Origin of the sequence: Staphylococcus sp. GDY8P94P, from assembly GCF_017892255.1 — a bacterium.
Taxonomy (GTDB): domain Bacteria; phylum Bacillota; class Bacilli; order Staphylococcales; family Staphylococcaceae; genus Staphylococcus; species Staphylococcus cohnii.
This window is the reverse complement of the sequence record NZ_JAESKU010000008.1, coordinates 613223-627320: the sequence shown is the minus strand read 5'-3', so window position 1 is coordinate 627320 and position 14098 is coordinate 613223. Positions and strand designations below refer to the sequence as shown.

The following is a 14098-nucleotide window of genomic DNA, read 5'->3' as shown; positions in this document are numbered from 1 at the left end:
CCCAATTAATATGGAGGAAATTCTATGACAAATATTATATGGTGGATAATCTTCCCCTACATTACGCTTACCATAATGATTTTGGGTGTTTTATACCGATATGCATTTCGACAATTGAGTTGGACAGCACCTTCTACAGAATTTTTTGAGAGAAAAAAACTAAAATTTGGCTCTTTACTGTTTCATTGGGGTATTGTCTTTGCCTTCGTTGGTCATGTGATGGGAATGGTAATACCTATGGAATTTTATGAATTTATAGGTATTACAGATCATATGTATCATTTTGGAGCTATTGTTGCTGGTGGTTTCGCAGGATTGATGATTGTAGTAGGTGACATTATTTTATTATATAGAAAAATAACAGACGAAAGAATTCGTGCTCATACGTCTTTTGGTAATTATTTCTCATTGATAATGGTTTTAGTAGTTGCAGCAATAGGTGCTTATATGACAATTATATATAATACTACTGTCATTGCATATGAATATAGAGCTACAATAGGTCCATGGTTTAGAAGTTTATTTATTTTCCAACCTAAATATAATTTAATGGGGGGAGCTCCTTTAATCTTTAGATTACATGTGATTTCAGCATTTTTATTGTTTGCTTCTATTCCATTTACAAATTTGATACACATATTCAGTTTTCCTATAAAATACTTAAAACGTGTACCTCAACAGTATAGAGCTAGAAACCAATACCAAAGCAGAAAAAAGAATTTATAAAATATTAAAAATAGGTAAAGTTATTCGATATTTTTTACATTTAAAATTTGACTTAATTGCGTTATAAGTATTCATTTGTGTAATTCAAATTAAAGGTTATCTATTTTAGAAATATCAACAAAATACAAATGGGTGAAGGTGATAGCATGTATAAGACAAATGGTAGTTTTCAACTTGGTTTGCAAACTTTAAGTTTAGTAGTGGGATTTATGGCATGGAGTATTATATCTCCACTTATGCCTTATATATCACAAGATATAAAAATTTCTGAAACACAATTATCTGTAATTGTAGCCATACCTGTTATACTTGGTTCAATATTAAGAGTACCGTTTGGATACCTGACCAATCTTATTGGTGCTAAATGGGTATTTTTCTGGAGTTTTGTTATTTTACTTTTCCCGATTTATTTATTAGGACAAGCACAATCGTCAAGTGTATTAATGATCTCTGGATTTTTTTTAGGTGTTGGAGGTGCTGTTTTCTCGGTTGGTGTTACCTCTGTGCCGAAATATTTCGACAAAAATAAGATAGGTCTAGCAAATGGTATTTATGGAATAGGTAACATTGGAACTGCTATATCTGCATTTTTGGCTCCACCAATGGCTGGTGTATTTGGTTGGCAAATCACTGTACGTTTTTATTTAATTATAATTGCTTTGTTTGCCATTTTGATGTTTTTCCTTGGAGATGGCAAAGAGAAAAGAGTAAAAGTTTCAATAAAGCAGATATTTGGACTTGCCGCTAACTATAAAACATATTATTTAAGTTTTTGGTATTTTATTACTTTTGGTTCGTTTGTAGCATTTGGTTTATTTTTACCTAATTACTTAGTCAATCATTTTGGTATAGATAAAGTAGACGCAGGTATTCGCACAGGCATTTTTATTGCATTAGCAACATTTATAAGACCTATAGGTGGTGTTATTGGTGATAAAATAAATGCTGTAAAATCATTAATGGTGGACTTTATATTTTTAATTGTTGGTGCCGTTATTTTAGGTATTTCAAGTCACATTACATTATTTACAATAGGATGTTTGTTAATTAGTTTTTGCGCAGGTATTGGTAATGGCCTAATATTTAAATTAGTACCAACATACTTCCAAAATGCAGCAGGATCAGCAAATGGTGTCGTATCGATGATGGGCGGATTGGGAGGATTTTTCCCTCCACTAGTAATTACATATACTTCATCTTTGACAGGTTCAAGTCACCTAGCATTTATTTTATTAGCTATATTTGGTGTTATTGCTTTTATTACAATGATTCATTTATATAAAAAAGAATATGATGTAGAATTTAAAAATTAATTTAATGAAGTTAAAGAAAAAAATTATTGTGGAAAGTCTTAGATTTAAAGAGAGGTTAAAAGAGTATCAACTTTAAAAGGTTGATACTTTTTATTATGTTTCTTTTCAACTGATAAATTAACGAATAAGAGCTTTATTTGATTTATTTAAAACTTAAAAAAACCTCATCGTTAAATGATAAGCAGAAGCGTATCATAAATAAAACTAAACAATAGGTTGTGTATAATATAATATGAAGTGAATTGATGGCAAATAATATATGGATAGCCTTGATAACTGGAGTATTTTTATGGTTCTAAGGAATGGATTAGATTATACATGGGTATCAGAATTGCGAATACAAAGTTAAATTTAGAAATACTTTATCCAATCTATACAGGATGTTTTATTTCAGCTAAGAAAATGAGAGGAGCGTACAGAACTCCTTTTACACAAGAAGGTATGTTATATTTATGAAAATAATAAGTTGAAGGAGAGTTACAGGATGGATAAAAGTAAAATTTATGCCATTATAGTGTTAACTATATGCTTAATAATTATGGCAGTCTGCTTACCGTTTTTAATTAAAAATGGTAATTATTCGGCTATTTTTTCTGCTTTCATTCCTATAGCAATAGTAATAATTTATCTTATCTTTAATAAGCGAAATAATAATGATAATTAGGTATTGTAATAACATCACTTATACTTTAAAAATGACGGAGGGATTGGTTAAAAGTGACAATATTTACAATAGGTCATTATAATTATAATCTAGAAACATTTCTTGAAATGCTAGAAAAAGCCAAGATAACAAAAATTATAGATGTTCGTTCATTTCCAAATAGTAAAAAACATCCACAATATAACCAACATGACTTCATGGATTGGCTAAAAGAGCACAATATAAAATATAAACATATTTCATTACTAGGTGGAAGAAGAAAACGTTCTGGCGTAGTTGGAGAAAATTTGAATGCTGGTTGGAAAAACCAATCATTTCACAATTATGCAGATTATACTTTGACCGACGATTTTAAAGAAGGTATCAATATATTGATGGAAGAGAAAGATAATAATGCGGTTGCATTGTTATGTGCTGAACGTCATCCTTCAAGATGTCATCGTTTGATTATTAGTAATTGGCTACAAGCACATAATGAAAATGTAACACATGTTATTTTAAATAATAATGGCATTGAATTAAAATCGCATAAATTAGGAGAATGGGGAGCTATGCCTATCATTGAAGATGATGGGCATGTTGTATATCCCTTTATGACAAAATAAATTCCAATGATAAATTAAAAAGTAATGAATAAAAATCACATGGTCAAAGAAGACCCAGTAGTGTGTCACAAGTGATGCTATTTGATAGATATTTAATAATACAATAGGTCATTTGAAATAATTTAACAGTATCCAATTATACATTTATATAATTAATTAACAAAAAAGACCCTGATTTATATATTTTTGATGAAGCAACGAGTGCTTTAGATAGTGCAACGGAAAATCGAATTATGAATAATGTTGATCACTTAGTGAAAAATGGTAAAACCGTAATTGTTATTACACACAAACTAAGTAATGTAATGAATGCGGATGTGATCTACACTCTAAAAAATGGTGAAGTGATAGAATCTGGAACACATCAAGAACTCTTAAATCGACAAAGTGAATATTATAAATTATGGAAACTGCAAACGAAAGTATAAATAGATTCCAAAATTGATGAAAGATTTGTCCCAAAATTTTTTAAGTGAGCGACTTTTTATATTATGCTTATTTTCATCTGTATCGGAATAGTAGAAATTCATAAAAATATACAGTACCTCTAGTATATAGTTGTTAGAGGTACTATTTTACATTATATTAGTAATTCGATTGGATCTAATATTTTTAAAGGGCATCTTAAGATGTGACTAAATGATTGAAAATAGTGATGAGGAAACATATTTATTCAAACCAAAAGTGAACGCGAAAATCAAAGATTTTATAGCTGAATTATTAATAATTGCAATGACAAAAAGGTGATAAGTGGGTGGATTACATTAAAGATGAGTTCAAACATATGTATGTGATCCGTTGTATAAATTGAAAACCGCTTCATTAACCGATACGCAGCAGCGTATCATAAATAAAAATAAACAATAAGTTGTAATTAGCATGATAAAATTATGGAAGTTAATATGAAATTAAAGAATATGAAAGTAACAGATATTAAATCGATTAATGTTTTAATTTAATTTTGAAGATAGAATTAAATCAATTGTTGGAAACTTAGAATATGTGGTAGAAACTAAAGAATTTCAATACTAATCATATGTTATATTTGATTTAATAAAGGAAAATATAAATTATAAAGTTATCGTAACGGTATTTATAGGGGGATGTGGATTTAATGAAAAGTGCAGTAGATATAATGTGGGTTGGTTTTTATAAAGAATTTGCTGAAAAACTATTGGAATATCATGAAAATCGTAATGGTTTAATTGAAAAAGTCAAAAAAATATATATAATGACAGAAATTAAACTACCAACTTTAGAGAGAAATAATGATTTAACAGATATTGATCCATTTACAGTGTTTGCTTTATTTAATAAAAGTAGGTTAACTTTAGCGAATAAGGTGAAAATATTGGAAGCAATAGCAGAACTTTTCGAAATTAAGTCAGATTTACCAAATAGTTTTGAGAGTATTCCAACTATCAATAATATGGGAGCTACATTTTATTATTTTAAAGGTGACCGCAATACAAATGATATTGATGAACTATGGATGCTATTTAAGGCAGCATTAGAATTTGCTAAGGATCCTACATCTACTTCTCAAGAAAAATTCATAGAATATTTTGATAAAGTTATGTCCAAAAAAGGAATTCATAATAGTAAATTGACAAGTGGTTTATACTGGATTGCTCCAGAGAAATTTATCAATCTCGATTCTCGTTCTAGATGGTATATATATGAATCTGGTAAAATTACTGGTGAAACAATAAATAAGTTACCCAGAATAAATGGCAAATTATCAGGTGAAGAGTACATAGAAATAATTGATAACATACAAGATTATCTTTCAAATGAAGAAATTTTAATTGATAACTTTATTGAATTGAGTTACGATGCTTGGCTTTATTCTGAAAAAATTAATTTACAAAAAAAGAATAAAATTGAAACAACAGATGCAGATAAAGATGTTGAATCAATGAATTATTGGATATTTTCACCAGGGTCGCAAGCAATTAATTGGGATGCGTTTTATAAAAAAGGACTTATGGCGATAGGTTGGGAAGAATTAGAAGATTTTTCAAAGTATACAAGTAGAGGAGACATGAAAGAAAAATTACAAGAAATTAATGGAAATACAAACAACTATATTAATATTACGAATGCTATTTGGCAATTTACTAATGAAATGAAAATTGGAGATATTGTTTATGTTAAAAAAGGCCAAAAACAAATAATTGGCTGGGGAATAGTTACTTCTGAACATGAGTATCATCCAAATCAAGAATTTAAAAATATACGTACAGTCGATTGGAAAGATAAAGGAGAATGGATCACTTCTATAAAACCAGCCCCTAAAACTTTAACCAATATTACACCATATAATGATTTTGTTGAAAATCTTAAAAAATTATTTGAAGAAGATAAAATTGATATAGAAGATGAAACAGAAATAGTCTTACCAAATTATGATAGAAATCATTTTTTAAATGATGTATTTATGGAAGAAGAGGATTATCTTAAGTTAGTAAATTTAGTTAGAAGAAAGAAAAATGTTATTTTACAAGGCGCTCCAGGTGTTGGTAAGACTTTTGTAGCTAAACGACTAGCTTATTCAATGATGGGAGTAAAGGATAAAAAACGTGTTCAAATGGTTCAATTTCATCAAAATTATTCTTATGAAGATTTTGTTATGGGGTTTAGACCAACAGAATCAGGATTCGAACTCCGTAAAGGTACATTCTACAATTTTTGTAAACGAGCAGAAAATGATATAGAAAATGATTATTTCTTTATTATTGATGAAATTAACCGTGGAAATCTAAGTAAGATTTTAGGAGAACTATTCATGTTAATAGAGAATGATAAACGCGGAACAGAACTTCAGTTATTATACGCAGACGAAAAGTTTTCTGTCCCTCCAAATATTTATATTCTTGGAATGATGAATACAGCTGATCGCAGTTTAGCAATGTTAGATTATGCATTGCGTAGACGATTTGCCTTTTATAATATGACAACAGGATTTATGACAACAGGATTTAGGTTATATCAAGAAAAGCTAGCTAGTGCTAAATTTGATTCTCTTATTCAATGTATTTTAAATTTGAACTCTGAAATTAAAAGAGATGAGTCACTTGGTGAAGGATTTATTATTGGCCATAGTTATTTCTGCAACTTATCAAATGTTACTGACTATGAATTAGAGAATATAGTAGAATATGAAATTATTCCGTTAATAAATGAATATTGGTTTGATGAACCAGATAAGGTAGATTCATGGTCTGAAAAATTAAGAGGAGCTATTCAATGATAGCTATTAAGAATGTATATTATATGTTGTCATATGCATATAAAGTACTAAATGAAAAAGGTTACCGTAAAGTCGCGACGGAAGATTTTGAGAATGCAATTGATTTGTATGCAGCTATTTTAATTAAGGGTGTATCTATTCAACTAAAACGTGGCTTACATCATGAATACGTAGAAGAAAAAGAATCTTTGAAAATGGTTCGAGGCAAAATTAATATCACAGAATCTATTAAAAATCTAGATATCATGAATCAGAAGCTCAATTGTTCATATGATGAGTTTTCGATTAATATGTATATGAATAAGATAATAAAAACAACTATGATTTTGTTACTTAAAACTGAAATTTCAAATGAGAGAAAGAAAAAAATTAAAAAGTTATTATTATTTTTTGACAAAGTAGATACATTAGAAAAACATAATATCAATTGGAATTTACAATTTACTCGTAATAATCAAACATATAAAATGTTAACGTCTATATGTTGTCTAATTATTAAAGGATTGCTACAGTCAAAAAAAGATGGAAGTAATCAACTAATGGATTACTCAGATGAGCAACAACTATCACGTTTATTTGAAAAATTCATCTTTGAATATTACAAAAAAGAATTTCCGCAATTAACAGTTACAGCGTCCTATATTCCTTGGATGGTGGATGATGGAGTTAGGGATATGTTACCTGTGATGAAGACCGATATTATCCTTTCATATAATAATAAATATTTAATAATTGATACTAAGTATTATACTAAAACACTACAAAATAACTATGGTGTTAATAAAATTCATTCAGGAAATCTATATCAAATTTTCACCTATGTTAAAAATCTAGATATTGATTTAAAAGAAAAGTCAGCAAAAGTTTCGGGAATGTTACTTTATGCTAAAACTGATGAAAAAGTAGTTCCCGACAATAATTATCAAATGAGCGGAAATCATATTAGTGTGAAAACATTAGATCTAAATTGCGATTTCATTCAAGTTTCAGAACAATTGAATCAAATAGTACTTGAATACTTTGAAATTTGATATACTGTTAGGCTAATTATGTTTTATAACTAGTACTATATTTATAGACTTCTACTTTTTAACAGTTTTGGTCCTAACTTTCTTTCCGTGACCAATCATAGTCTGTAGTCTTCGTCTAGTGGATTTCTCGCAAGAGTTGACCAAATTTACTGCTAAGATTATATACCAACAGGACATAAGTAAAATTAGACAACCCCTACTCATTAAGTTGTGTAGGGGTTGTCTACGTGTTGATATAATATTAATGGATTCCATCTATTTCTTGTATAGTACCACCATTTTAGTTATATTTAATCAAAATACGAACATGAATTAGTATGTGTGTCATACTCTGAAATTCCATCGTTCATGCTGAAGCCAAAATATAGTGTGTAATTTCTAATTAAATCTTTCTCTATGCATTTTATCACTACATTAATACATTATATTTTCTTTTTGTATTTGATAACTTTAATTTTTATTATATAAAAGTTAAGTATTGTATCTATCTAATATATGAAAACTGAATTTAATGTCTTATAATTGTATTTACACGCTAAAGAATACAGTTATGTATTTTAATATAGAAAAGAAATAAGTGAGATATATTGATATGAGTGCCTATTAGAGAGGGGATTTATATATGGCTATTTTTTATGTTTTCCAAGGTGTAACATATGAATTAGAAAAAGAAGGTGGTTATGTATGGTCACCTCAGTTAACTAAAAATGGAAAAAAGAATTCTGGATATAGTAACATGAAGAAAATTAAAAAAGGTGATTTTATTCTAAATAATAAAAATGGCAAAGTAGTTGCCATAAGTGTTGCTAGGGATAATTATGAAATAGCTGATCGCCCAAGAGAGTTTGATCAAAGTGAAACAGGTGATTTATGGAATAATGAAGGGTACATGGTCAAATTAGAGTATTATCCGTTTGACGAAGATTTAAATACAGCAGATTTTAGGCAATGGCTAATTGATAATTATAAAGATGACAGTGCATTTACTGTGAATGGTAGAGGTAAACAACAATACATGTGTAATTTAGCTGAAGAACATGCTGTATTTTTACTTGAAAAAGCAATCGAGATACAAAAGAATCCGGAAGTGTTGATGCATCTAAAAGGGGCATTGAGTGAAATCTTAGATGAAAAAAATTCAGAATATAATCAAGTGGAAAAAGATTTAATCAACAATGATTTAGAGACTAACATAGATGAGACTCAAGTTGATAGAAAAACGTCCAGCTTTGAATCGCAAATGACGATAGTATCTAAATCTACAGGAAGAACCATACCTAAAAGAAATCCTAAACGGGCAGTTGAAGCTTTGATATTAGCAGATTATAAGTGTGAATATAATACAAATGATAGAACGTTTACTAGAAAAAATGGCAATCAGTATACAGAACCTCATCACCTGATCCCAATCAGTAAATATCGAGATTTCGACAGAAGTCTTGACGTTAAAGAAAATATTGTGTCTTTATGTAGTCATTGCCATAACCTGCTTCATTATGGAAGAGATGATGAAAAAAAAGAAGTATTAGAAAAAATCTTACTTGATAGACAGGAACAGCTACAAGAATATGGTATTTCTATTAATTTAGAACAGCTATCAGAATATTATAAATAATTCTAATGTTTATTTAGAAATTCAAAAGATTATGTTACGAAAGCTTGAAATGTTTTGTATGCATGTAATTCATATGAATTTAGAGTATGATAATGAAAATTATTCAAGGGGGAATACGAGGGATGTATTTATTATCACAGAATAATCTGGAGGAAATCGAACCAGTTACCTTTGGAGAAATGAATATACAAGAAAAAGATATAGAAGAGATGTTACGACAAAACATCGAGATAATTACAGATGAAGAAGAATCTTTGTTAATTATTGGAGACCAAATAAAAAATAAAGAAAATGCCAGAAGTGATTTAACTGCTTTAGATCAAAATGGAAATATAGTTCTTATTGAAATTAAAAGGGATTTAAAAGATATTAAACAAAGAGTAGAAGCCTTTGAAATTCAAGCTATTAGATATGCAGCTAGTTACGCAACAATTGAAACTATCTCTGATGCAGTGAACAAAATTTATGCCCAATATATAAATAAACATGAAGAAGAATTTTCAAAAGATTTAACTTATCTTAATAGCGATGAATTAGCCAAACGTAAAATAGTTCAATTTTTAGAAGTTAATAAAAGTTTAGGTAATTTTAATAAATCTCAAAGGATTATATTGGTAGCTTCTGATTTTGATGTTCAAACTTTATCGGCAGTAGCTTGGCTAAGTGAGAACGGTGTTCAAATAGAATGTTACAAACTAATACCTTATGTATTCAATGGGTCTTTTATAATTAATGCTGAAAAAATATTACCGGTAACTAAAAATCAAGCACATTTTATAGACATAGAGGATAAACAAACTTTAAATAGCAGAAAACAAGCAAAAAATAGAAGTCTCCCAAGACTTAAAGAAATGATTATTTGGGGAGTAGTTCAACCTGGAGATATAATAACACCTAAAAATACAGATATAAAAGGTACAGTATTAGAAAATGGGCTAATTAAATATGGTCAAGAGGAAAAATCACTTAGCTTATTTGTAAAAGAAGCATTGGGATGGTCGAGTGTTAAACCCTATATTTTAGCCATACATGAACAAACTAATAAATCATTGTCACAATTAAGGATTGAATATATGGAAAAAAATAATATGATTTAACTCAAAATTAAGCACTTAACAATATTATGTTGAGTGCTTTTTATCAATATCACTAAAAAGGGGAAGCGTATCATAAATAAAACTAAAAATTAGGTTGTGCATAATTTAAAAAGTTAATGAGATGTGGAGGAATTACATATATGAAATATTGGATTATACCTTGCAATATCATACGATGTTTATAGAGTGTTTAATAGATCACTTTCAACTATTGATGATTTAGAATATATAATAAACTGTACAAATTATATTGATTATGGAACTACAATTAAATAAAGAAATTGATGATGAAATTTTAAATTTAAACTAATGGAATCAAGAAAGAATGAAAGGAAATATACAATGCCCACGATTAATGAAAGGAAGTTTATTAGATTTTGTGTTAGAAACAGTGGATGTTTTTGTAAATGGAAGTAAAAATGATTCTGAATTAGTAAATTTTAATTATAAAGAAGGAAAAGTAGTTTCACGTTATAGTACAAAATTTGAAAGAAATTCTAAATTAAGAAAAGAGCAATTGATATCGACGGTAAAAGTTGTAAGGTATGTGGTTTTTGATTTTGAGAGAAATTTTATGGGGTATAGGGAAAGTTTTATTGAAGTTCATCATATTAAGTCAATGTTTACTATAAGAAAGTTGAAATAAACTCAGAAACAGACTTGGTTCTCATTTGTTCAAATTGGTCCAAAATGATACATATGCACACCTATATATTGAAGATTTAAGTCAAACGATAAATAATATTTTTCACTTATAAACAGAATTTTTTTGGAAATTATATTAATTAGTATAAAAATGAATATGTTCACAAAGAAGGAGAGATTTTATTGAAACACATTAATCAATTTTCTGAATCGACACTAGCACAACTAGAAAAAGATCATCAACACGTATTTTATGTATACTGTTTGATGGACCCAAGAAATGATGAATGCTTTTATGTTGGTAAAGGTAAGGGGAATAGAATATTTAAACATAAACAAGATGCGCAGAAACAATTATTGTACGAAGATATATTTAGAGAAGAAAATAAAGATAACTTGAAATTTAATAGAATTAATGAAATTTGTAGCAATGATTTGAATGTTTTAGGATATATAATCAGTTATGGATTAACCGAATCTGAAGCATTTTCTGCAGAAAATGTTCTTATAAACTTTCTTAACCTAACAAATAAAACTACATTAACAAATATGATTAACGGTCATGGATCTAAGGCATACTTAGTTGAAGATTTAGAAAATGAATTTGGCTACGATTCAATTAATCTTGAAAACATAAATACGAATGAATTAATTTTAGCAGTGAAAATCAGAGATGCATTTCTATTAGATAAGGATGAAAGTAAAGAGTATCCTATTAATGAAAGTAAACGTGATAGAAATAACTTGAAGTCGCGAACATTAGGTAATTGGATAATAGGAAAAGATAAAATACATAAAATAAAATATATTATTGGTATCAATACAGGTGCTAATAATGCAGTTGTCTCAGCTTATGAAGTATCATTTGAACAAGCGGAAAGTATCGAAACAAATAATGGTAGAATGAGGTATGCGTTTATTGGGCTTTCAGAACGTGATGCAACATTAAACAATTTAAATTTATACAAAAAAGCATTACCAAATTTAAAATTTGGTAGTGGTAGTGCTACAGCATACATAAATAGTTATAATTAAATAAAGATGGGTCAATGAAGGTGAATTAAGTGAATAAAAATATTACAGCTCTAAAATCTACTGAAAATACTATATATATGCAGTATACGGTTCATATCGATGATCAAATTATAAATAATATAAAAGAGTGTACCAAAAAGTTTAAAATTTTGCCTATGGAAGATAAAATTCCATTATCACCGTTGTTACAACCAGAATATGCAGGAGAGGTACAAGATTTTATTAGTACATATAGGCAGTTTATGATTAATTTTGGTAAAGTAATATTGGATAGTCAAGGCATAAAAATACAATTTGAAAGTGAATCATTAAGTAGTATTCAACGAGGCATTCAAGAACATTGTTACTTAAATAAGCGAACAAATGACATTGATGTGACTAAAGAATGGTATTTATCCAAATTTTCAAATCAAACATTAGAAGAGGATAAAAATCAATTGTATAATGCTTTAAAGCAACTCATGAATGATTCTAAAAATAAAAAGCAAGCTTTTCAAGAGGTGTTTAAGGTTCATATTGATATTTATCTCTACAATAAAGAAAAATCTGAATATAAGTATCAAGCATCTAGTTATTTCAATCTTGTAAAAGAAAATCCTAAAATAACTTATAAAAAAAGACATTTACAAGAGAAACAAGGGGTCAAGGGTACAACTTTTACAAACAAATTGAAATTATTAAAGAAAATGTATGATGTGGATGTTGCAAAATATCAGCCATTTTATAATTCTAATAATCCTGAATATGAAATAGATGAATTTGATGGAAGGTATATTACTCAAAGATCCAACTATGAGTTTAATAGACTCCAATATCAAGTTATAGATATTTTATCGAAAGTTCTCGATAAGCATCCATTACCAAAGTCAGATAATAATTATAAACATACTCCAACTATTGAAAAAGCAATATTAAGAGATGATTCACATAGTTTTTATGAGTATTTTGAAAATATAATGAAAGCAATTAGGAATATGGATAATTCTTCCTTAAAGGAAAAATTATTGACTGATTTTACATATCAATCCCAATGTAGATGGTACTCTGAAAATAAAAAATTAAAATTGCAACTTGAAAGTTTTATGCATAAAGTTTTGGAGAGTAATTATTATGAGGGCAACAAATTATTGAGAATGATGTCTAACGCAATTGAAGAAACAATCAATGAGGCTGATGAAGATAAGTCACGTTTCAATTATTTTAAAGATTACTTTTTGACAGATGGTGGAGTGAAGAATTGGAAGCAAATTAGTGAGAATATTACTGAATTCAATGGTAAAGTTATTAACGATATCCAACATGAATATAATAAGGTACAGTCCAAGAATACAAATCATAATCAGAAACTAAACTTTGTTTATTTATATCATTGCTTTGAGTTTAGTAATAACGTAGTAAAAGCAAAAGATAATGAAAGTAAAAATTATATCTTGTTTTTTGTAGATAAATATAAAATAAAGACACCATTTTTGGATCAATTATTAATAAATTGTTTGAATCAAGAAATAGGTCAGGAAAGTATTAACTACAATATGCAAACAATGTTTGAAAAAGAAAGATACGATAGAAGTAGTACTATTGAAAAATTAGTAGCAACAAGCAAATTTAAGTATGAAAAAGATGATTCAGATTTATTCAAACAACTTTTCAATGATGTTGAAAATTCAATAGACAGATTAGGTATTTACTTACTAAATAATGGTATAAATTCGAATGATGAAAATGCAAGATACTATAGATCGTTTTTAAAGGAACTTAGTAGAATAAAAAGTAAATTAACGCCATTTTCTCTTGAAATAAGTAAGTCTAGCGGAAGAGAGCAACATTATCCTGATGATGTTGCTTATGATAAAGATGAGAGAAGAAAAAATAAAGAAGAAACATATCATGCTTTTGATGATAAAAACGATATTGACTCCAAATTAAAGAATAAAATAAATGTTTCTATCGATAATTTATTGTCAGCTAAAATTAGGAGCAATTTGTATGATATTAGTCCAAATACTAAAAAACAATAACTATAATGAGCCAACTCAAAAATGAGTTGGCTTTTTAATTGTAATTTTACTCTTCCATTACAGGAATCAATGTTATGGAAGCCATTAAGTAATTAA

Annotated in this window: 11 protein-coding genes; all 11 read left to right on the top strand. The window is 28.0% G+C overall.

Annotation, left to right across the window (positions count from 1 at the left end):
- Positions 1 to 24 precede the first annotated feature (24 nt).
- A complete protein-coding gene (narI, locus tag KA926_RS07305; RefSeq protein ID WP_181187304.1) occupies positions 25 to 726 on the top strand; it encodes a respiratory nitrate reductase subunit gamma in 702 nt (233 codons plus the stop codon).
- Between the two features lie 146 nt (positions 727 to 872).
- Positions 873 to 2039, top strand: a complete 1167-nt coding sequence (locus KA926_RS07300; RefSeq protein ID WP_210144059.1) for a nitrate/nitrite transporter — start codon at positions 873 to 875, stop codon at positions 2037 to 2039.
- Between the two features lie 717 nt (positions 2040 to 2756).
- Positions 2757 to 3308, top strand: a complete 552-nt coding sequence (locus KA926_RS07295; RefSeq protein WP_210144058.1) for a DUF488 domain-containing protein — start codon at positions 2757 to 2759, stop codon at positions 3306 to 3308.
- Positions 3309 to 3541: 233 nt separating this feature from the next.
- Entirely contained in the window at positions 3542 to 3736 is a 195-nt protein-coding gene (locus tag KA926_RS07290) for a hypothetical protein (protein ID WP_107523768.1), read from the top strand.
- 686 nt (positions 3737 to 4422) lie between these two features.
- Entirely contained in the window at positions 4423 to 6561 is a 2139-nt protein-coding gene (locus KA926_RS07285; protein ID WP_210144056.1) for an AAA family ATPase, read from the top strand.
- Entirely contained in the window at positions 6558 to 7592 is a 1035-nt protein-coding gene (gene mcrC / locus KA926_RS07280; RefSeq protein WP_210144054.1) for a 5-methylcytosine-specific restriction endonuclease system specificity protein McrC, read from the top strand. The genes KA926_RS07285 and mcrC overlap by 4 nt, the downstream gene beginning before the upstream one ends.
- 622 nt (positions 7593 to 8214) lie before the next feature.
- A complete protein-coding gene (locus KA926_RS07275) occupies positions 8215 to 9207 on the top strand; it encodes an HNH endonuclease (RefSeq protein WP_210144053.1) in 993 nt (330 codons plus the stop codon).
- Positions 9208 to 9299: 92 nt separating this feature from the next.
- On the top strand, positions 9300 to 10304 hold the full coding sequence (locus tag KA926_RS07270; protein WP_245335841.1) for a hypothetical protein: 1005 nt from the start codon (positions 9300 to 9302) through the stop codon (positions 10302 to 10304).
- A gap of 325 nt (positions 10305 to 10629) precedes the next feature.
- Entirely contained in the window at positions 10630 to 10950 is a 321-nt protein-coding gene (locus tag KA926_RS07265) for a hypothetical protein (protein WP_245335840.1), read from the top strand.
- Between the two features lie 182 nt (positions 10951 to 11132).
- Entirely contained in the window at positions 11133 to 11984 is an 852-nt protein-coding gene (locus KA926_RS07260; RefSeq protein WP_210144051.1) for an LEM-3-like GIY-YIG domain-containing protein, read from the top strand.
- Positions 11985 to 12013: 29 nt separating this feature from the next.
- Positions 12014 to 14002, top strand: coding sequence for a DUF6038 family protein (locus tag KA926_RS07255; protein ID WP_210144050.1), 1989 nt, complete (start codon positions 12014 to 12016; stop codon positions 14000 to 14002).
- Positions 14003 to 14098 lie beyond the last annotated feature (96 nt).